This window comes from Vibrio qinghaiensis (assembly GCF_002257545.1).
In the GTDB taxonomy this organism is placed as follows: domain Bacteria; phylum Pseudomonadota; class Gammaproteobacteria; order Enterobacterales; family Vibrionaceae; genus Vibrio; species Vibrio ordalii.
In genome coordinates, this window is sequence record NZ_CP022741.1 from 2,652,752 (window position 1) to 2,674,779 (window position 22,028).

The 22,028-nt window shown below is 40.0% G+C and carries 20 protein-coding genes and 1 pseudogene; 7 read left to right on the forward strand and 14 right to left on the reverse strand.

The annotated features are described in order from the left end of the window. The 7 genes from CCZ37_RS12315 to CCZ37_RS12345 all read right to left on the reverse strand — a co-directional run bounded on the left by CCZ37_RS12315 (position 1) and on the right by CCZ37_RS12345 (position 7,449). Positions 1-1,245: a lipopolysaccharide biosynthesis protein gene (locus tag CCZ37_RS12315; RefSeq protein ID WP_094500653.1), complete on the reverse strand. Its 1,245-nt coding sequence runs from the start codon at positions 1,243-1,245 to the stop codon at positions 1-3. Then, positions 1,215-1,868 carry a hypothetical protein gene (locus CCZ37_RS12320; RefSeq protein ID WP_088729224.1) on the reverse strand — a complete coding sequence of 218 codons (654 nt, stop codon included), beginning with the start codon at positions 1,866-1,868 and terminating at the stop codon, positions 1,215-1,217. The genes CCZ37_RS12315 and CCZ37_RS12320 overlap by 31 nt, the downstream gene beginning before the upstream one ends. Continuing rightward, on the reverse strand, positions 1,865-2,764 hold the full coding sequence (locus CCZ37_RS12325) for a hypothetical protein (RefSeq protein WP_094500654.1): 900 nt from the start codon (positions 2,762-2,764) through the stop codon (positions 1,865-1,867). The genes CCZ37_RS12320 and CCZ37_RS12325 overlap by 4 nt, the downstream gene beginning before the upstream one ends. Beyond that, a complete protein-coding gene (locus tag CCZ37_RS12330; protein ID WP_094500655.1) occupies positions 2,757-3,518 on the reverse strand; it encodes a hypothetical protein in 762 nt (253 codons plus the stop codon). Before CCZ37_RS12330 ends, CCZ37_RS12325 begins: the two co-directional genes overlap by 8 nt. A 92-nt stretch (positions 3,519-3,610) precedes the next feature. Next, on the reverse strand, positions 3,611-5,782 hold the full coding sequence (locus CCZ37_RS12335; RefSeq protein ID WP_094500656.1) for a polysaccharide biosynthesis tyrosine autokinase: 2,172 nt from the start codon (positions 5,780-5,782) through the stop codon (positions 3,611-3,613). A 40-nt stretch (positions 5,783-5,822) separates the two neighbouring features. Next, positions 5,823-6,263 carry a low molecular weight protein-tyrosine-phosphatase gene (locus tag CCZ37_RS12340; RefSeq protein WP_017044356.1) on the reverse strand — a complete coding sequence of 147 codons (441 nt, stop codon included), beginning with the start codon at positions 6,261-6,263 and terminating at the stop codon, positions 5,823-5,825. Positions 6,264-6,288: 25 nt separating this feature from the next. Continuing rightward, the gene (locus CCZ37_RS12345; protein ID WP_094500657.1) at positions 6,289-7,449 is read right to left on the reverse strand and encodes a polysaccharide export protein; all 1,161 of its coding nucleotides are present in this window, start codon (positions 7,447-7,449) and stop codon (positions 6,289-6,291) included. Positions 7,450-8,130: 681 nt separating this feature from the next. On the opposite strand from CCZ37_RS12345, the gene CCZ37_RS12355 reads away from it, so the two are divergent. The 5 genes from CCZ37_RS12355 to CCZ37_RS12375 all read left to right on the forward strand — a co-directional run bounded on the left by CCZ37_RS12355 (position 8,131) and on the right by CCZ37_RS12375 (position 13,269). After that, entirely contained in the window at positions 8,131-8,379 is a 249-nt protein-coding gene (locus CCZ37_RS12355) for a hypothetical protein (protein ID WP_167372412.1), read from the forward strand. An 80-nt stretch (positions 8,380-8,459) separates the two neighbouring features. Continuing rightward, entirely contained in the window at positions 8,460-9,155 is a 696-nt protein-coding gene (locus CCZ37_RS12360) for a YjbF family lipoprotein (RefSeq protein WP_094500660.1), read from the forward strand. Positions 9,156-9,328: 173 nt separating this feature from the next. After that, positions 9,329-10,084 carry a capsule biosynthesis GfcC family protein gene (locus tag CCZ37_RS12365; protein WP_244187268.1) on the forward strand — a complete coding sequence of 252 codons (756 nt, stop codon included), beginning with the start codon at positions 9,329-9,331 and terminating at the stop codon, positions 10,082-10,084. Next, the gene (locus CCZ37_RS12370; protein ID WP_094500662.1) at positions 10,081-12,291 is read left to right on the forward strand and encodes a YjbH domain-containing protein; all 2,211 of its coding nucleotides are present in this window, start codon (positions 10,081-10,083) and stop codon (positions 12,289-12,291) included. Before CCZ37_RS12365 ends, CCZ37_RS12370 begins: the two co-directional genes overlap by 4 nt. Before the next feature lie 249 nt (positions 12,292-12,540). Further along, positions 12,541-13,269, forward strand: coding sequence for a S1 family peptidase (locus CCZ37_RS12375; RefSeq protein WP_094500663.1), 729 nt, complete (start codon positions 12,541-12,543; stop codon positions 13,267-13,269). Between the two features lie 77 nt (positions 13,270-13,346). Here CCZ37_RS12375 and CCZ37_RS12380 read toward each other — a convergent pair whose 3' ends face one another. Next, positions 13,347-13,892 (reverse strand): sugar transferase, encoded by a 546-nt coding sequence (locus CCZ37_RS12380; RefSeq protein ID WP_094500664.1) that lies wholly within the window; start codon positions 13,890-13,892, stop codon positions 13,347-13,349. Between the two features lie 10 nt (positions 13,893-13,902). Further along, complete coding sequence (locus CCZ37_RS12385) at positions 13,903-14,805, reverse strand: UDP-glucose 4-epimerase family protein (protein ID WP_244187298.1); 903 nt, start codon at positions 14,803-14,805, stop codon at positions 13,903-13,905. Between the two features lie 266 nt (positions 14,806-15,071). Between CCZ37_RS12385 and CCZ37_RS12390 the strand changes: the two genes are divergently transcribed. Continuing rightward, a complete protein-coding gene (locus CCZ37_RS12390) occupies positions 15,072-16,937 on the forward strand; it encodes a polysaccharide biosynthesis protein (protein ID WP_094500666.1) in 1,866 nt (621 codons plus the stop codon). 7 nt (positions 16,938-16,944) lie between these two features. Continuing rightward, on the forward strand, positions 16,945-18,057 hold the full coding sequence (locus tag CCZ37_RS12395; protein WP_094500667.1) for a glycosyltransferase family 4 protein: 1,113 nt from the start codon (positions 16,945-16,947) through the stop codon (positions 18,055-18,057). Here the strand turns inward: CCZ37_RS12395 and CCZ37_RS12400 are convergent. From CCZ37_RS12400 to CCZ37_RS12420, 5 genes and pseudogenes are all read right to left on the reverse strand, one after another. Then, entirely contained in the window at positions 18,050-18,496 is a 447-nt protein-coding gene (locus tag CCZ37_RS12400) for a GDP-mannose mannosyl hydrolase (RefSeq protein WP_094500668.1), read from the reverse strand. The two genes, CCZ37_RS12395 and CCZ37_RS12400, sit on opposite strands and share 8 nt — an antisense overlap. An 83-nt stretch (positions 18,497-18,579) precedes the next feature. Further along, positions 18,580-19,704, reverse strand: coding sequence for an ISAs1 family transposase (locus CCZ37_RS12405; RefSeq protein ID WP_167372413.1), 1,125 nt, complete (start codon positions 19,702-19,704; stop codon positions 18,580-18,582). A gap of 125 nt (positions 19,705-19,829) precedes the next feature. Continuing rightward, positions 19,830-20,042: pseudogene (locus CCZ37_RS12410) on the reverse strand (transposase family protein); the annotation flags it as partial. A gap of 188 nt (positions 20,043-20,230) precedes the next feature. After that, positions 20,231-21,337, reverse strand: a complete 1,107-nt coding sequence (locus CCZ37_RS12415) for an acyltransferase family protein (protein ID WP_094500669.1) — start codon at positions 21,335-21,337, stop codon at positions 20,231-20,233. 97 nt (positions 21,338-21,434) lie between these two features. Then, positions 21,435-22,025, reverse strand: a complete 591-nt coding sequence (locus tag CCZ37_RS12420) for a DapH/DapD/GlmU-related protein (RefSeq protein ID WP_094500670.1) — start codon at positions 22,023-22,025, stop codon at positions 21,435-21,437. Positions 22,026-22,028: the final 3 nt, after the last annotated feature.

Here is a 22,028-nt window from a genome sequence, read left to right on the forward strand (position 1 = left end):
TCATTTAACCTTATATTGATAGCATATAAGAAATGACATTAAAGTAAAAATAAGCAATGAACCATATGCAGCTCCGCTCAAGCCGTAAGAACTTATAAATAAAGGATAAATAATGATAGTTAATATTACAGTTGGTATATTTACAAATAATAAAAGATGATGAGGGGGCCTTTTAATTAGTAGATAAGTAGCTAATGGCCTAGTCACATTAAGAAAGAAAATTCCCAAATTAATCCACAACCCTAACTTATAAAATTGATCAATGTTTTCTTTTTTTACACCAAAAAAACCACCCAAGTAGTCACCAAAAAACAAATAAAAACAAAATTGAAATAATGAAATTGAAGTGCAAATTAGCAAAACCTTTCTAAAGGAAAAGTTATCATTACTATTATCATTTGATATCAAAACAGGTACAAAAGACTGGAAAAACATTGGAATAACAAAAAAAAGATTACTTACTTTCGTTATTACCGTATACATTGCTATATCGTCATTAGTATATGAAAACAATTTGATAAATATAATGTTTGAGTTATAAACAAAATAAGTAATCACTCCAGTAATATGCGCCCATATTGAAAAACCTAAAATACTATCTTTGACGCAATTATATGTCACCATGAAAGATACATTTTTTATGTGTACCATTTTTGATAGTTTAATCAACCACAGAATAGTAATAATTAAACTCCAAAAAAAATATATAGTAAAGTAAACTCCCATGCTAGGGCATAAAAGCAGGATAAAGCAAAGAAAACATAAAATAAATTTACTACCAAGCTCAAATTGTGCGACTGAATTTTGCTTTAGATTCATTCTCATGAAAATTCTAGCTATTTCAGCTGCTTGTATTTGTTGAGTGATAGCAGAGAATACTATTGAATAGAAGATCCAGTTGACTTCTCCTATATATATATATATAAGGATTGCCGCAACATAATGTAAAATGATTTTTATAATAGAGAATCTAATAAAGGATGATATAAAGCAACTGATTCTATTCTTTTCAATCCATTCCTTTTGGTTTCTTAACAACCCTGTTTCTGGTGATAAAAATAACAGATTGAAAAAAAATATTGATGAGGTTGCAAGTCCAAACGTTGCTAAATCCTCTGAATTAAGATTATTTAATACAATCCATAGTGTTACAAAATCAAAAACTCTGGATCCAATTGATTCTATTGCTGAATAGCTAAATGCAGAACGTAAACTTAATACTTTATTTGATACTGATACTGCCACGAAATTTCTTCTCCAGCTTTGAATTTAGCATTATTAAGCATATTGGATTTCCAAATTGCTTTTCCTGTTGATGAAGAAATAACCTTCTCATGATTAATATCTAAATTAACGTTTATCTCACAATTTGATTCTAAAAATTCTGCGTAAGGTGAAATGTGTAAATATTCGAATTCAATACTTTTTAAAAACTTTATTTTATCGTTAACAGCAATGCCATTATTAGAAAATTTAAAACTTCTAGAAAATACCAATAATGGGGATATCCCAATAAAACCGTTCTTATTTCCAGTAAAATTTAGTTGCTCTAAAAAATAGAAAGTATTATCTTTTTTACAAAATGTCGTAAATAAATTACGCCAATATATATTTATTTTTTTTCTTGTTAAATTAAATAATCTTTGTTGAATTGGCCATTTTTTTTTCAGTTTACCATAAGGTAATGGCAGAGATTGTATTGATGAAGAAGTTAAGGCTTCTTCACCACCATATCTTGGCGTTAACTCAATACCATTAAAATGAATATAAGGAAGGGGCTGCTCATCCGCAACATGGCCAAAACCTGAAAGAGGGACACTCCAAACAACTTCAGCTCCACATTTTAATTTTTCTTTATATACCGTCATTTAAACGTTCCCGCCATAAACAAACAGTACCCTAAAAATGGTTGATAATCATATAACGTGTTATAACCATACCATCCATCCGGATGATCGGATTTAAAACAAACATCATTATCTTCAGGCTGTCTAGATCTTAATACCAGTGGATACGAGCCATCCTCTCTTTGTAAACTGATAACTTTATCTACTAGTTTGTTAAGAATATTCTCATCTAATTTTTCAATATGAGAATGGCAAAACTCAAGTGCGTAAATTAAAGAACCATAACCAAATATCTGCTCTTGACCTCGACCAATATAAATTGCAGTTCCATCCTTAAGTATGTAACTTATCGCACATTTAACTCCCTCTAAAAAACGTTTCTTAAGTGTTTTATTTTCAGGATGTTGCTCAATTATGTGCGCTAGAATAAACAAACAAAAAGCATGATATTGCAATGAACGAGTCTTAAATTCATCTAGGATTAGTCCATCTTTATTTTGAAAAAAAAACAAACCAATATGTAATTTAAATTTATCAAAAATAGAAAATTGACCGCAGAATATTTTATTTATATTTCTCAAAAGAAACCAATTAAACATTCTGGTTCCTTTTTCATGATATCCGTCCAAAAAAAAACCTTTATTTAATCTGTTCTGTTTTTTTAATTTCTGTAGAGCAAATACCACAAATTCCCAAGAATAATTAGGATGATTATTATCTTGTCGTTTAAGGTGCATTACTGCTTTTTCTGCCAATTCATTAAATTCAACGCTATCAGACTGCTTTGCTAATAAATAGCTAAAAGCATACCCCCAGCTGGGTTGATCTGGATAACCAAATTCTTTATTAAACTTTATATTTAGATAACACACTAGTCGCTTAGCACTTTGTGATAACTTGATTTTTCTGTTAAGCATCTTCACTTAACCTTAATTTGGTTTTGATTTTCAAAAAGTCATTTTTAACATTAACAACACCAACCACCATTAGAGGAAAGTTTGGATATTTCTTTTCTCTAATTCTAAATAAGGTATTTTTAATAATTCTAGGTAAATATTTCTGATATGGTATGACACCTTCAATCCTTGGATTGCACCCTCTAAGAATTAATTCAGAATACTCCGGTTTGGCTATTTTCCTGTGATGCACAATCCACTTATAACGACCATCAGGTTGTGACTCATCTCTAATATAAAAAACATTATCAAAATATTTCTCTATTGATGAGCCTTCATTAAAAAACTCCAGCCAATGCTTATCTCCCAAAGGAACCTTAACAGGCTTATCATCTGGATATTGATAATAAATATTGGAGTTATTATGTTTAATTTCCATTTCAGAAATATAAGCATTTCGATTATTGCTTAAAACCACAAATCTCGATACGAAATCAAAAAGAAAAGAGTCTTGTATTGCATGAATATCTAATTCTCTAACTAATGAATCACTTCCAATATCAATTAATTCTTTAATTTTACCTTTAGCAACACAATTATCTACATCAAAACTTCGATTAATCACTTTTTTACAGTATGTTTCTTTATCACAAACTCTATCTCGAGCTCCCGAAAAAAAACCATGTTGATTACCAAATTCGATATCTATAGCTAAATCACCTGAATTTATAAATTTATGCAGCATTATCAGCCTTAATAATGTTTGTTTTTTCATATTAGAACAGTCTGATTTTGACCATCTCTTATAAACTCTAGGGTTTGTTTATTTTCTTAAAATCATCCTTATTAGAACGCAAAAATATATAATTATTTTTTATCATTCACATAGCTGTAGTTATAGTACCCATAACCATAGGTACTAGACGCTTTCTTCTCTACCGCATTAAAGATCACACCTTTCACTTCAATACCGGCTTGTTCAAAACGGTTTCTGGCAACATCAATCTCTTTGGCGGTATTTAGGCCAAAGCGTGCCACCATCAATGTTGTGCCTGCATGGGCACCCACAATGCTTGGGTCAGTCACCGCAAGTACCGGCGGGGTATCAATAATCACTAGGTCATAATTTTGTGAAGCCCACTCAACCAAAGCTTTAAAACGTTGATGCATAAGCAGTTCTGAAGGGTTGGGTGGCACTTGGCCGCGCGTCATAATGTCTAAGTTATCTACTTGGGTGGTTTTGATCGCTTGCGCGTAATCAATTTTGCCACTGAGCAGATCCGAAAGGCCATTTTCCCAGGTTACGCCAAAAGGTTGTTGTAAGTAGCCTTTGCGCATGTCTGCGTCAATCAACAGCACTTTTTGCCCAGTTTTGGCTACAACCGCAGCAAAGTTGGTGGAAACAAACGATTTACCAATGCCCGGCGCAGGGCCAGAAATCATCACCACGTTGTTTTTGGCTTCTAACATTGCAAAGTGCAAACTGGTGCGCAGGCCGCGTAGCGCTTCAATAGAAAGGTCCGCTGGGTTGCTTTCCGCCAGCAGCATCATCTCTTGTAGGGATTTACGCTTTTTATTGATTTTTTCTGCAAATTCCAGCTGCAGAATCGACTTAGGTACACTGGCGTAAACCGAAAGGCCAAGCTGTTCAATATCGTCTGGGTTTTCTACGCCGCGGTGTAGCGCCGCTTTCACCAATACCCCGCCAACGCTTAACATGCCGCCAAGCAAGGTCGCTAATACGACTATCAGTGGTTTTTTTGGTTTCACAGTTTGAGCATAGGTGGCTGCGCTGTCTAAAATGCGCACATTGCCGACTGTTCCGGCTTTAATGATGTTCAGCTCTTGCACTTTGTTCAGCAATTGAATGTAAATTTGCTGGTTCACTTGCACGTCACGCGTCATGCGTAAAATTTCGCGCTGGGTTTTAGGCAGCTTTTGTACTTGTTGATTTAAGCGCTCTTTTTCACCAAGCAAGATTTGGCGTTTATCCAATAGTGATTTGTATGCCGGGTGGTCAGTGGTGAAACGCTGGCTCACTTCACTCTCTTTAAACGTGAGTTCGTTAAGCTGCGCTTCTAGCTTCACCATCACTTCTAAGGTGGATTTCGCTTCTAAGCTTAAATCAATCGAATCATTGGCTTGGCGGTAGCGGTTTAATACCTCTTCCGCGCTGTCTAATTCGGTTTTAATGGTTGGCAGGTGGCCTTTTAAGAAAGCTAAACTTTTTTCAGCTTCTGCCGAGTTGCGCTGCACGTTCTGCAAAAAGTAGTTTTGGCTTATATCATCCAAAATAGCTTGTATTTGGCTGGGGTTTTCACCGGTGAAAGAGAGTTCAACAATGCCGGTTTGTTTACCGCGTTCAGTCACTGATAGGTTATCTTTTAGCCATTTAATCGCATCTAACTCGCTTTGTTTGCTGATGTTAAATGCAAAACCGCTGCTCGTGTCTAAATCAGTGACAAACAGTTGGTAATCATCATTTTTTGCCAGTTCGCCTACTTTACCGCTGAGTATTACGCGGCCATCTTCACGCACTAACTGGTAGGTTTTTTGTTCTGCATCCTGCACCACTATTTGGTGGCCCGTTTGCAATGCGTAACTTGGTATGTAAAAACGGCTGACTTGAATGCGGTTTATTTCCCCGCGAAGGCGCGCAATGCCTTTACCAATAACGGGAAAGTAATCCGGCTCAACTAAGGTTGTTAGGTTAAATTTATGAACGGTGTCGCCTAAAATCATCCGTGATTTGATGATTTCAATTTCAGTGGTGGCGGATGATTCAGAAGAGAAGAGATCGCTCATTTCCCCGCCGACTAATGATGAAATACCGCCAGAGCCTTTTTGTTCGATTTGAATCAAAGCATCGGCTTTGTATATCGGTGTTGAGAGCAAGGCAAAGGCAATGCCAAAGATAGCAAAGAAAGTGGTCGTCGCGAGAATGATCCATTTGCCATCCAGCAGAAGGCCAAACAATTTACCGAGATCGATTTCGTCAGAAGTGGTGTCGACGCGTTGTTTAATCTGTTGTGCTGTCATTGTGTTTAAAGTCCTAACGGCCTGTTTTGGCTTATGGTGATTACAGCTTTTTGGCCCAAGCTTGCGCGGCTTGGTCAATTAACTGGTAGGCATGGTCAAATGCTTCTTTGCTTTGGCGATATGGGTCGGGGATCTCTTGCTGGCCTATCCATTGCCCAAATAGCATGGCTTTGCCGCGTGCTTCAGGGGCAATCTCACTTAATGCACTAATGTGCCCCTTTTCCATCACGAGAATTAAATCATACTGGCTGCAAAGCGCTGAGGTGAGCTGCTGCGATGCATGGCCAGATAAATCAATGCCATGTTCGGCAGCAACTTGGCTGGCCATGGCATCGGCGGGTTTGCCCTCAAGATGGCTTTTGGCGCTAGCAATGCCAGCCGAAGCCACTTCTTTATTCGGCAATAGCTTTTGTAATACTCGCTCGCCTGTTGGTGAACGGCAGATGTTACCGACACACACCACTAATATTTTAGAAAACACGTTTTTTCTCTTATTTACTGTTCAGTTATGGCCAATTTTTCATCCGTAACGCACCTTCAGACAGCTCATTAAAGCCGTTGATGGTTGGCAACAATTGCCTGATCAAACGGTTCCAGCGCCCAACGGGCGTGGTGGTGACATACACCACATCATAAGGTTGCAGTTCAAACTCTGTGCCCATGACTAACGCCGTGGCATCTTGCATATTGAGCTGGTAAATATTGGCGATAGGGTCATCTTGGTTGGGCGCCGCGTGGCTTAACACGGCTTGCTGTTGTTGCGCGCCGCGAATCACAAAAATACCCGTGGCATCGGCTTCGTATTCATTAATGCCGCCGACTGTGCTCAAGGCTTCGGTCAGGCTCATACCTGTACGGTCAATTTTCAGCATTTGTGGCTGTTTGACTTCGCCCATCACAAACACTTTTTGCCCGTCGTTACGTGGCACATGTACGATATCGCTATCGCGCAGTAAGCGGTTTTGCGTTAAATCGCCTTTCTGGATCAAAGCATAAAGAGAAAGAAGTTCCTCTTTACCATTACGAGTCAACGTCACATTGCGCCAATCTGCATCCGTGGTAATACCACCAGCACGGTTAATGGCATCTAATAATGTTAAGGGAATATTTGAGATGGCTTGCTGACCCGGCGTTTTAACTTCACCAGTAATGTAGGATTTTTGCGAGCGGAAAGAAGCGACGTTGACATCGACCTGAGGTGATTCAATGTACTTAGCTAACTTTTCTGAAATCACTTGGCGGATTTCCGTTACGGTTTTGTCCGCCACACTCACTTCACCAATGTAAGGGTAAAAGATGGTGCCATCCGCATGGACCCAGTTACCCGCTTCCGCCGAACTGCGGTATGAACCGGCAGGAATGGTTAACTCCGGATGATCCCAGATGGTGATATTAAGCACATCACCAGGGCCGATGTAATATTCGTAGCGAGCAATTTCTTGTTCTAACGGAGCATTGGGTTGGGTAATAGGCTGATTTTTATATTTTTTCAGCTCTTTAATAAAAGCAGGAGTAAGGGGGTAGACATTCACTTGAGAAGATAAGGATTCGTTGCTTTCTGCTTCCCATGCGGCATTTTTTTCACCCGTAGGTAGGTGTGAACCCGGAATGGTGCACCCCGTTAAAACTACTGAGGCGATAATCAAAGGCAAATACTTTTTTGACACGCGAACGTTCCTGCTATTTCAATCACAGCCATGACCAAGGTGCTTATACCCTTCCTACTTGAAGCTGCAGCGGTGTTGGCTACGTTCGTTCACCCCAATCACATAGTTTGCCTATGCTCATGGGGACTCACTCACTTGCCGCCTACCTGCAACTCCAAGTTGTTTGGGTATATATGAAGCCAAGGCACATGAATAATGTGTTTATCTATCAATGTGCTAGAAGTTATATATAAAAACTTGCTGGCACGCTACCGCCCTAGGGCGATCCCTATGACGGTGTTAAATGCGTTTAAGCCAATGATAATTGAAAATAGGTTATTCATTAAAAGTGCGATGCAGCGCGCACCAATCAAACTTTCAAATTACAATGCAATCAATAAGAAAGTAGAAAAAATAAATTTTGATTTCTCAATTTTTTGTACTATCAAAGGCTGCGGAATGATACATAGGTTACTATTGAATGTGAAGTAAGTATTTTCCCACCCTGTAAGTATTTTCCTTATTGATTTCGATCTATTTGCTATCAAGCCAATTAATGAGTGATTATTTTTTAATCTCAACTTAAATAGTCGATTCGCCTAGAGTGCAACTTGTTTACATTGGGATCAATAATGTTTATTGTTGCGACGCCCAATCTATATTGGGTATACATCGATGTAATTAAACTTCATGGGGAATACTATGAAAAAAACAGCAATCGCACTATTAGCATCTTTTGCTTTTGGTGGCGTAGCGATGGCTGCTGTTGAAGAAACAACAGCCGCGTCAACCACTGGCGGAGCCGCTGGCGGTACAGCAGCGACAACGGCAGCAGTAGGTACAGTAACGGCAACGTCTGTAGCTATCGGTGGCGCACTAGTAGCGGGTATAGTAGTTGCTTCAAGCAATTCAGGTACTTCTACTACCACCACAGTAACCGCAGCGCAATAAGCGCCTGCTTAATTCACAACCGCCATTGGCGGTTGTTTTTTTAATATTCAAATGACGAATTTTCTTATTAAGCCCCTATTATGAAGTTTGCTATTCACTCGTTATTTATTTGTTGCGGTTTTCTAATTACAGGCTGTACACAAAACACTCAATATTTTACTGATTCTTTAAATCTTGCTCTATTTGGCCCTGAATCATTAAGTATCTCGCAAAATAAAATTAATGAGTTGCCCTACGCCAGTATTTATGTAAAGCAAGGGGATAACCCTCAAGCATTAATGATATTAGCTTGGGCCGAAAAAGAGTCTCGCCAATTTCAATCCAACCCGCTGGCTTTAAAATATTTATCCGCAAATCATGAGATGATCGTTACCTCGGCAGGGCGAATCACTAAAACCGTGAATTTGCTGGATGCGAATTTATCCAATATTCGATCGCAGCAGCCTGATCCTCTAGCGATTGGTTTACATGATGCCAGCACTCCGCGCTACTGGGAATATGAGATCAGTTGGCAGCCGGGCTATCACACCCAATATCACGCTCAATCTCGCTTTGTTGTACAAGGTGAGGAGCAAAAGGTATTGCCACAGGGTGCTAGAAATTTATTACATGTGGTGGAAAATGTGACAATTTTAGCGATTGACCAACATTACACCAATCACTACTGGCTTGAGCCAAGCAGTGGCGAAGTCGTCGTTAGCGAACAAACGCCAGCTCCCGGCATGGCGCGCTTTGAACTGATTGTTGCTAAACCTTTCTCAGGAGCGAATAAGTGATGATTTTATGGCTCAACTTAATACGCCACGTTTGGCTAGAAAAACGCACGTTACTGAGCGCATCAGTGCCAAAAGCTGCATTAATAAAAGCTACATTAACAAAAGCTACATTAATAAGAGCTATATTAATAAGAGCTATATTAACAAAAGCCACATTAATAAAATCTACATTAATGAAGCATTTTCTGCTGGGCGTATTGTGCGCACTATCACCGGCGGCCTATAGTGCACCCGCTAGTGTGGTGGAAGTGAGAAGCGCAGAGAAACCGGCCCTCTCCCTCTCTTTTGCATCGGTACCAAGAGTGGATGAGTTAGTCATCAATGCGCTAAATGCCAGTGCGCAGTTACCTGCCGATATCGATTGGCTAAGCAGCGCCTTGTTTGATGTGACAAGCCCGTATCAAAAAAAGCAGCAGGTTCTGCTGGCGATCACCCATCAAGAAAGTTTGGCCACATCGGCTCACAAAAAGCGCTGGCGTCAGATGAAAGAGCAGCTACGCGCGAATGCTTTTGCACAGCGTATTTTTACTCCGCTTGATCCCGACATCACGCGCATCACTACCAGTCAGAACCCGAAATTACAAGGTCAATGGCTGCTGTCACTCAATGCGTTACCCACCACAGTATCAGTTTTGGGGAATGTTAAACAAGCTGGTGACATGGCTTGGAAACCACGCACTGATGCGGGTCATTATGTTCGCTCGGCAGGCCTTGCTGAGGCGGATATCTCGCAAGTATGGGTGATTCAACCCGATGGTCACGCCTCACTGCATGATATCGCCTATTGGAATCACGACTTTCAAGATATCGCGCCCGGAGCGACACTTTACGTGCCTTTCCCTATCGAAACGACGTCACTTTATCCTCAATATTCACTACACAATGTGAACGACATTGTCGTTGAACTGCTGCGAAATCAATTGCCATGATGAAACTGAGTTATCTTTCGTCTTCGACGATTCAACCACCTCGCGTCACTTGTATGGCGTGCTGCATTGCGTTTAGTTTGGCGTTACCGAGCCAAGCTGACGAATTCAGCTACCCAGCGCTGGTGCATTCTCAAACTGATTTTGGTGGTACAGGCTTAATACAGATGCCCAGTGCCCGCATGATGCCAGAAGGTCAATTCAGTTTAAGCGTCACAAACAACGATGATTACATTCATTACGTCAGTTCACTCCAACTCTTCCCATGGCTAGAAGCGACGATTCGTTACACGCAAGTGCATGAGCTACTTTACAGTGGCGATACCAGCTTTAGCGGTGATACGAAATACACGGATAAATCGATTGATGCCAAACTGCGTTTGCTAGAAGAGGGATATTGGCTGCCGGAAGTGTCGGTAGGGTTACGTGATGTTGGCGGTACAGGTTTGTTTGATGGCGAATTCATTGCAGCCAGTAAACGTTTTGGCCCATTGGATGTCACACTCGGCGTTGGCTGGGGTTATTTGGGTAACAACGCGAACTTAACGGGTGATAAATCCTCAACACCAGATTGCGGTCGCGATGGTAGTTACAGTGGTAAAGGCGGCCAATTTGATATTGGACGGATGTTCACGGGTTGTACGTCGCTGTTTGGTGGGGTTGAATACCAAACACCTTGGCAACCACTGCGTCTAAAAGTGGAATACGATGGCAATGATTACCGCAGTGATTTTCCCGTCACCCGTAGTGATGCAGTAATGCCCGTTTCAACACCGTGGAACTTTGGTGTGGTATACGCTCTTGCTGATTGGGCTGATTTACGCCTTAGCTATGAACGCGGTAATACCTTTACCGCAGGCATTACCTTGGGCACGAACTTGGCAACCATGCAACCGGTGTGGGTTGATGAACCCAAACCCAATTATGCTCCGAAAGCGAAATCACATGAGTTAGACGATGCTGAATGGCAAACGCTGCTTCATGACCTTGATGTAATCGCCGGTTATAAACAAGCGACTTTGTACCAAGATGATGCCACCCTCACGATCGAAGCTGAACAATATAAGTATCGCGATCGCAAAGAAGCGCATGAACGCGCCGCATTGCTGCTGGCGAATCAAGGCATTGATGCACAGACATATCGCATCATCGAGACAGCCAATAATCAGCCTCTCACTGAAACCAGAATAAAAGCGAATGCGTTTGCCCGCGTTGCTGACCGTGATTACCCTAACGCTCACATTACCGATGCCAGTGCGCGTGGTAACCCTGTCGCGATCAATGGCGAAGTAAAAGCGCAGCAGTATGATGCGTGGCAATTTGGGTTAGCGCCTGTGTTGCAGCAGTCTTTTGGTGGCTCTGAAGACTTTTATTTATACGCTCTTGGTGTTAGTGCTAATGCCAGCGTACAGACACGAGATCATTGGCTACTCTCTGGCAGCCTTTATGGCAACCTTGCCGATAACTACGACAAATACAAGTACACCGTACCGCCAGATGGTACTGATTTAAAACGGGTTCGTACCTTGTCTCGACAATATTATGAAGATGCTGTTCGCCTTGATAACCTGCAACTAACCTACTTTGATACTTTCGGCCAAAGTTGGTTTGGTCAAAGCTACGCAGGGTATCTCGAAACTATGTTTGCTGGTGTCGGCGGCGAAATACTCTATCGTCCATTAGGTAAAAATTGGGCGGTTGGGATTGACGGAAACTATGTAAAACAGCGCGACCCTGACACCGCTTTTGGTCTGTATAAAGAAGAAGTGCATTCTGATCCACAAACGGGTCGAAACTATCGAGTACAAACGGGTACAGTAACAGGCCATGCAACGCTCTATTGGCAGCCTAAGTTTTGGTCATTGATCGACAATACGTTACTCAAGGTCAGTGCGGGGCGTTACTTAACTGAAGATATCGGTATGTCGGTCGATTTTTCTAAACAGTTTGATAGTGGTGTGATTGCCGGGGCGTTTATTTCTAAAACCAACCTTTCTGCAGAAGAGTTTGGTGAAGGCAGTTTTACCAAGGGATTTTATGTTTCAATTCCTATGGACTTGATGACCATTCGGCCGAGTACACAGCGCGTGACCGTATCTTGGTTACCGATTCAACGTGATGGTGGGCAAATGCTGAACCGACAATATCGCTTGTACGATATGACGGATGCACGCTCCCCTTGGTATGGTCGCCCTATCTCAAGCAACTAGCTTAGACTATTGTTACTAATAAAAAGAGAGCTCATTCATGGGCTCTCTTTTCAATCTCTGCCTAAAGAATATCGCTACTTTTCAACAAGAAACAGCCAACCCACTATTGATTAAAGCATCTACTATAACTATTTTTTATGTGACGCATAGCAATGTAATCGATTGCATCTATACTTTTATTAGGTAAACACATTTGATCTAGATGCGCATCAAGATCTCGGTATTGTTGGCTTTGAATAGGAGGTTCTTATGTTCCTTCAGCCTGTTATCGGATCTCATTTCTGTCGATTATCTCGCTACTTAATGTTAGTGCTTACTTTCATTTTAGTAGGTTGCGCAGCGTCTAATGGGCCAACCATGAAAGCGCAAAATCCCCCAGCGATTAATTATGAATTCACCGGTATTCCATTGCTGTATTTTGGTTATGGATCGAGTGTGCCCTTAACTCCAAATTTAAGCTTAACTGCAGCCCATGTGGCAAAAATGAATTATGCCAAAGTGGTGGCTTACCATCCCACTTGTGATGTGGCTTTGATCGAGTCAGACAACCAACATGTTGTACTTCCAGAATTAGGGCTAGTTTATCAAGGAGAAAAAATAGAGGCGTTTGGTGTGAGTGGCAGTGGTGATGTGGTGATGGGAAAAGGGACGTACCATTTGGACTTAAACTTCGTCAATAGCCGTTACTTCAGCCAATGCCCAGCCAGTATTACCGACGCCCCAATACGTTCGGGCATGAGTGGCGGTGGTGCATTCAATGCACAAGGCGAATTGGTCGGTATATTAGCGGCTATTGCCAATAAAGCAGATACGAGGCTTGTGAACGGAGAAAAATTAGATATCGAACGCTTAAGCATTTTTGTTTCGATCAATTTCATCCAACCGTGGTTGAAAGCACAAGTGAACACTTACCACCACGGAGAATATCAATGGCCAAATGTAGAAACGAACGAAACAAGGTTAGCGCGAGCAGAGTAACATTGATAAAAAAGATAATTGCCAAGAATTTCATTGCGTCACAGTAAGGTCAAAAGATCTTTTGTGACGCAGACGGATTAAACCCTATCCCCAGCGCCTTTACCTAAGACGGTTTGAATAATACAGGTAAAATATAGCGTGAGTGACATGTTTTGAATCATCTTCAGATCCCAATCTGCCAACAGTTCAGGAGTTGACATATCGATCTCGTTTACCTGTGCCAGACCTGTGATCCCAGGGCGAACATCAAACACTCCTTTCTCGTCTCGGATCTGAATTAACTCTTGTTGGTTAAATAAGCATGGTCGAGGTCCAACTAAACTCATCTCACCTTTAACGACGTTAATCAGTTGAGGAAGCTCATCTAACTTCGTTTTACGCAAGATACTACCCAGCTTAGTTACTGAACTCGCGCCCACCAAGTGAGTCGCAACCGATTGAGTATCGACTGGCATGGTTCGAAACTTGATTAATGTAAATGGCTTCTTGTGACGCCCAACTCGAGTTTGCATAAACACCGGTGAGCCAGTGTCAAAATACCCTAACACGCAAACGATCAATAAAATCGGCCAAAGAATAGATAGCCCTAGCAAGGCAAAGACAAAATCTAAAATACGCAACATTAATGGTTCTCTACTTTTTATTGTGTAAGTAAGCACTTACGGTTTTTTGGATACCTTGTTGAAAGGTGTATGGCGGTGACCAACTCAGCTCACGCTTGGTATCACTGATATCGACATGCAGGTCACAACATAAACGTTGAGCCATCGATTTTTTGCCAGTAATGATGAATAACGTCTTAAGCACACGCTCAGGAATAGGCAATAAACGACTAGGTACAGCAAGCGAATTTGCGATAGTTTTCAGTATCTCAGTTGTTGAAACATCAAGATCATCAGATACTAGAAATGTCTTTCCTACAGCGTTCGTGTGAATACAACAATTAAGGATTAAATCCACTAAGTTCCCAAGATATACTAAGCTGCGTTTGTTATGTATGAGTCCTAAGGGTAGAGGTATACCTTTTTCAACCCACTGGATCATACTGAGGAAATTCGCTTTTACACCTTCACCATACACTAAGGGTGGCCGTATAATGACCACTTCTAAGCCCGTTTCATCGGCTAATTTCTTTAACCCTTGCTCGGCTTCATATTTACTTAGGCCATAAGGATCGTCAGGAATGAACGAAGTTTCAGGCCGAAAAGGCTGATCAGTTTTTGAATACTCACCATTCACTTTGATTGAACTGATGAAAATAAATCGTTTCACGCCCGCTTCCACCGCCTGACGAGCTAAATTCAAGGTACCCGCAGTATTAACATCACGATAAAGCGTCAGTGCATCCTGAGCTGAATCTTGCATTTGATGCACTCTAGCGGCGCAATGGACGACACAGTCCACACCATTGAGCGCTAAACGCCAATCCGTATTCGCCTCCAAAGAGGTAACAAAATCAGATTGAGAGTGGTTGGTGCGATTCAACGTACGACTCTGGCCAATGCACTCCCAACCGATACGTGATGCCTGTTCCATCACTTTAGAACCAACAAATCCAGAACTGCCTGTAACCAATATTTTCAAAATGTGACCTTTAATTTAAAGCTAAGTGCATGCAAACTGTGCTCAGGGTTAAACTCCACCACTGAAAGAAATATTTGAACAATAATCGATATTCCAAGTTAGGGTAAAGGGTAGCCAATTTGCCTCAAGCAAACTACAATTCTAGCGATAACAATAATATCCATATCAACATCGTACGTACACCGCCGATGTGACTCATAAAGGCTTAGTAGCAAGTAATGTTCACACCTATTGAATTTCTTCTCAATGCACAAAGACAAAACAAGCGCCTAATTACGATTTGCTATGACATTCTAGCGATTATTTGTTCTCTTTACCTCGCGATTGCACTGCGACTAGATACCTTTAGTTTTTATATGGGAGCGAAAGAGCTCGCCAGCTTAGCAACCACACTAGGTGTAACTATTTTTTGCTTTGTCCGGCTTGGAATGTACCGAGCGGTTCTACGTTATATGATGATGCCTGCAATCGGCTATATCTTCCTTTCCGTTTTCTTATCAGCGCTTACGCTTGCCTTAAGTGGCTTCTTCTTTCAGGCCTTTATTCCTAGAAGTGTACCCTTTATCTACGCTGGACTTGCTATTCTTAGCTTAGGTGGCCCAAGAATCCTTATCAGAACCATTTATTATCACTATTACAAAAGACAAAAACCAAACGTCTTTATCTACGGTGCTGGATCCACTGGGAGAGATCTAGCCTATGCCCTTATCCAAGGTGATGAATATCACCCTGTCATACTGCTTGATGATGATCCGATTAAAGCTGGCCAAATCATGTTTGGTATTCGTGTGCATCACAGCGACCAATTTGAACGACTACAGTCACTTTATCAGCCAGTCAAATTGCTGCTCGCAATTAACAATATGAATAAAGGTGAGCGATTAAGACTGCTTGAAAGGCTCTCTCATTGGCCAATTGAAGTTCAATCTGTCCCTTCAGTGGAGGATATTGCCGCTGGTAGAGCGCAAGCCACAGATGTTCAGGACTTAGATATTTCAGATTTACTGGGTAGAGCACCAATAGCGCCAGATAAGGCGCTATTGAGCAGAAATATTACTGGGAAAAGTGTGATGGTGACAGGGGCTGGTGGCTCCATTGGTTCTGAACTGTGCCGTCAAATTATTGCCCAAAATCCCACAACGCTCGTTTTATTTGAACTCAATGAATACAATCTATATTCCATCGATCAAGAACTACAAGCCATAAAAAAAAATCTAAAATTAGAGACCAAAATTGTCGCGGCTCTTGGTTCGGTGCAAAAGGAAAACCGTTTACATAAACTAATGGTCGCTCATAAAGTTAACACTATTTACCATGCTGCGGCTTATAAGCATGTACCGCTTGTAGAAGATAACGTCATCGAAGGTATTCGCAACAATGTATTCGGTACCCTAGCATGTGCTACGGCGGCTATCGAGGCTGGTGTCGAAAGTTTCACACTCATTTCAACCGATAAAGCGGTACGTCCTACGAATATTATGGGCACCAGTAAACGGATGGCAGAATTAGTTCTACAGGCACTGGCTGATAAAGGAACCAAAACTATTTTTACTATGGTGCGTTTTGGTAATGTGCTTGGTTCTTCAGGTTCTGTTGTACCCCTCTTCAAAAAACAGATAAAAGCTGGCGGCCCTGTTACCGTTACTCACCCTGACATTATCCGCTACTTTATGCTAATACCAGAAGCAGCCCAGTTGGTTATTCAGGCTGGAGCAATGGGGCATAATGGACAAGTCTTTGTGTTAGATATGGGCGAGCCAGTTAAAATTGTCGACCTAGCAAAACGGATGATCCACCTGATGGGTATGAAAGAGTACTTTGATGGCAATAGCAATGAGGGAGATATTGAAATTAAATTCACTGGTTTGAGACCCGGTGAAAAGCTCTACGAGGAATTATTGATTGGTGACAATGTCGAGGGCACAAGCCACCAAAAGATAATGACGGCTTGTGAAGATAAGCTCACTTGGAAAGAGATGCATCCCCTACTCCAAGAATTGGATATATGCTGTCATAACTTCGATGTTGAATGTATTAAGCGTATCTTACTTGAAGCGCCAACTGGTTACTCACCACAGCAATGAGATATTAATGAAAGTATTACAAGTATACCGAACTTGCTACCCAGAAACTAACGGTGGTGTGGAGCAAGTCATCCGATTTATCGCTTCCGGAACGAAAACACTAGGTGTTGAGACAAAGATACTGACGTTGTCTGATAATGATGTGTCCCCCTACAGTTGTGAAGGCACAGAAATAATCCCAGTAAAGAAAACATTTGAGGTTTCTTCAAATGGGTTTTCTTTAAAGCTTATATCTGAGTTTAAAAAATTATCTGAGTGGGCTGATATAATCCACTATCACTACCCTTGGCCATCAGGTGATTTAATATCATTATTCAACACCATTCAAAAGCCCAGCTTAGTGACTTATCATTCTGATATTGTTAAACAAAAGCTCTTAAAGGTTTTGTATAAACCTCTAGAGATTCATTTTCTAAACCATGTAAATATAATCGTCGCAACATCACCTCAGTATGCTCAAACCAGCACTAACTTACAGAAATATAAAAATAAGGTACGGGTAATTCCACTTGCGATTGACGAAGAGACTTACCCAACTCCGTCAAAAGACAATATTGATATGTGGCGGGATAAAGTTGGAGAAGGTTTCTTTTTGTTCGTTGGGGTATTGCGTTATTACAAGGGGCTCGATTACTTGCTCGAAGCAGCAAAAATCAACCGATTACCGATAGTGATTGCCGGAGATGGCCCGGAAAGAGAAAAACTAGAAGCATATATAGCCGAACATCATTTAGAAAATGTAAAGTTGGTAGGATTCATTTCTGAAGAAGACAAAGTCTCCCTGCATTTATTATCTAAAGCTTTCATTTTTCCTTCACATTTACGTTCAGAAGCGTTTGGAGTGTCTTTATTGGAAGCACAGATATCAAAGAAACCGATTATTAGTTGCGATATAGGAACAGGATCTACCTATGTCAACATCCATAATAAAACCGGAATTGTAATAAAACCGGCTAATGCAACTGATTTAAGTGATGCGATGAGTAAGCTCGAGAACAACAACATTCTCTGCAACAATCTAGGTCAAAACGGATATGAACGAACAAAAAAATTATTTAATTTAGAACAACAGTCTCATAGCTACTTAAAACTCTATCAAACTATTATGGGGCTTACCTAAAATAGGCTTTAGTATTTTCATGGACCTCAATGGAATCCATTAAATCATTTATAGACCACCAACGATAATCACAGTGCTGCTCTCTAGGTAAACACTTCAAATCATGATCTAGTAATATATTATAGCCAAGCACGATATAATGCGTTGTAAAATCTGTACTACTAAAATTATCATTGTAAAGATGTTCAAAAACTCCTTGAAACTTAAATTGGGAAATTTCATAGCATTTTCCCAATTCATTTCCAGTTAATCGACTAAACGCATCTCTTATTCTTTCATCCTTTAAAATACGCCCCCCCGGAACAAACCAATATCCTTGAGCGGGTCTATTATTCCTATAACCAAGTAAAATTTCACCAGAAGAGTTTCGAACAATCAAGTCTATCGATATGAGTGGCGTTGATTTTATTACATTTTTGAATGTATTAATTTCTAACATAGTTTTATTGAATAATAAATAATAGTATCAGTGAAAAACCGCCTTCTTAGAAGGTGGTCACGGAAAAATCATGAACACTCTCATTAATAAAGGCTCGAAAACACCTTTAAAAGGTACTCTGAATCCATCGTACACATTGCTCTTTTGTGTTTAATACTTGCTTTTAAAGTCGTTTCACTCTTCAGCATGTTTAAGCACATTTGTCTGATCCTTGCGAAGTTCTCTGCACTTTCTTCAGCCCTTTTTCGGCAAGCATCTTCGCCAAATTCAGTATCGAGTGTCCAATGCATCGACTCAACTAACCAGTGTGAACGCGTTGCATTTAACAATTCCTTAGCATTTAAATCCTTCGAGCTAATATAGTATCTCACCGTCACTTCCGACTCTTTCGCTACGGCTTCTTCTTGTCTCACAGAAACGACGATACCCATTGTTTTTAGCTCGGGCCAATCAAATTCTAAGTCACCTAAAACTCTCAAATCTGTGTTGGTTAAGGCCAACCTAGTCTCTTGTCTGCCTCGCGATTTTTCTTGCGTGCTATAAGAATCACCGTCGTGTTTTTGCAGCATACTCATATCAAAATAGTTATCGAACGCTTGCTCCAAACGACCTTGATTTCCTTTCACCGCTAGTAGGTAATCCGCGTTTTTGTTTAGTACTTTTTGAGCAATTTTCTTTTGGCATCCCATCGCATCAATACTGACCAAGCAACCAGATATATCAAGCAGTTCCAGCAACTCTGGGATGGCCGTAATCTCGTTACTTTTTTCGTAGACTTTATGCTGTCCAAGACTCACGCCATTTTCGGTCGCAAAAGCATTAACCATATGGATGGCGCCAAGCCCTCGAGAGTTATCATAAGAGCCCCTAACGGTTTTTCCATCAATAGCAATGACTTCACCTTTCGTTAGCTCACAGCAATCTTTCATCCATTCGATAAAGCATTTTTGTAGGCGAGTCGCATTAATCATGCCCATCGCCCTGGCTATCGTCGAGGTAGAGGGAACGCCATGGCTAAAATCACCAAATCGCTTCAAGAAATCCAACCGAGCTTCGCCGTATAGGCTAATCGCTTTCCAGTCATCTTGACCAGAAAGCACAGCACAAATTGTTAACAAAATGATATCCGTTAACTTGTGTTCGACTTTACCTTTTTGGCGGTAATCTGGAATGACATCGAAATGCATAAATGGGTGCTGGTTACTCATTGTTGGACCTCCAATTTGTTTATGGAGGTATTAGAAAACACTGAAAATGATCGTCAAATTGATCATTGGTTAATTGTTTGTTGTGTGATGCCGCTATCCATCAGAACAAGAAAACTGTTAGCTCACCATGCTACAAATCCTTTAAACATGGGCATGTTCATGATTTTTCCCTGATCTGCCGATGGAATGTCTGCCTCAAAATGACCATATCGTTTTAGGAAATCTAAGCGAGAATTGCCAAAGTCAATAATGTCTGATAATTTGTGTGCTATTTTATTTTCCTGTCGATAATCTTTAATGATTTGAAAGTGCATGAATGGGTTGGTTAACTCGCTCATATTTAGGCTCCTATATTGTCTATAAGCAATTAGAAAACAACGAAAATGATCGTCAAATTGATCATTCGTTAATTGTTTTTTGTATGATACAGTTATCCATCAGAACAAGAAAATGGTGAGATCATTATGCTAAAAATCCTTTAAATATGGGCATGTTCATGATTTTTCCCTGCTGAGGTCCCTACTCTCTAGTCACTTTTAGAATTAGCTTTGATGAATTTTATTACCCTTAATGATGGCTTTTCAACTAACTTATGTATAACTATAGAAACAAACAGAACGGAAATAAAAGTCAATATTATACTATAGTAAGCAGATACATTAATTGTATGGAAGTAATACATTAAACTATAGCCCAATAAAGCATGGACAGCATACAATGGATAACTAATCGAAGCAAAATACTGCAGTAATCTATATTTTGGAAATGTATCTCTTGATATAAAAAATGCAAGGAAAATGGTCAGTGCAACTAAGTAACTGCTAAAATCAAAGTTAGATAGAGCAGGGTGGGCTTTTGCACAAACTTGAAAGGCCCATATTAAATAAAAAACAAATAAAACTGTCGAACCAAATGTTTCATGTTTAGTTACAAAGTAATAAATAAAAGTTCCAGCATACATAAACAATAAAAATGGAATTACATATGATAAATACAACAATGATGTCTGAACAATCCCCCCAGTATGATTCACCGCATCAATACAAACTGCAGAAAGTAGCGGAGATAAAACCACAAATAACTTAATAGACACTCTTTTCTTGATGACCTTATCAATCGACATAAAAATAGCAGTTAGAAGATAGAAAGTTAATTCTATTTCCAAAGTCCAACTGAGTCCATCAAGTGACGGCACCCAAAAGTAGCCTCTAAGTAAAGTAACTTGCACGATTAGCTGATTTATACTATATGGAAATAAATATTCATCCTGTATTATGCTACCTAGAATATAGATCGAAAGCATCCCTATTAGAAATGATACAATATAAACCGGAAATATACGCACCACACGTGAGACTAAAAAGGAAATAAATGACTGCCTCTCTAATGAAATAGGTATAACAAAACCACTGATAACAAAGAATAAAGCAACCCCAAAAGAGCCATAGCCGAAATTTGGACTAAAAATAAGAGGCTCTAGTCTTTCGGGTAAGTTTACGCTCAACGCTTCCAAATTTAGTAGAGATGAAATGGCGCTGGGACTGGTCCAAAAAGTCAACCCAAAATGAGCTATTAATACTGAAATACATGCAATACCGCGAAGAGAGTTTGCAAATTCAAAGCGCTGAGACATTAACGAATCCTATTGTCAACCTCATTCACTAATGAGGAATTTATAAATATAAGAATAAGAGCTAAATAGGTAAAGTAAGTTTAAACTAGACTCAAACCTAACTTTTAATTTTAACTGTAGGATTACCAACATAGACCCCTGGTTCTTCGATATTTTTTATTACTGTAGATCCTGCACCAATTACCACATCATTAGTAATAGTAACACCATCAATAATTGTAGCATTTGCCCCTACAAAAACGCGATCACCTATTTCTACGCTACCACACAAAACTGAGGAAACGGATATATGACATGAATTCCCTATCTTTACATCATGCTCCAGAATTGAAGATGTGTTAATTATGTTATTATCCCCAATAAAAACACAAGGTCCTATATAGCTTTTTAATGCAATATAGTTTCCTTTTCCAATAGTGACATCATCCATTATATCTGAGGTTATAATCATATTAATGAGATTATTTCGATTTGAATACTTATTATATAATTCTTCCCTTAAATAATTATCTCCAATGCCAATAATTAGATTTGATAAAATAGGCAAACTTTCTATATCAATGAAATGGCTATTACATTCTGCCAAGTTTCCAAAATAACAATGCTGTATCTGCAATCCGATAAGTTTAGACAAGCTAGCTATACTTTTTGCATGTTTTCCACTACCCAAAATATATGTGTTATCCACTCA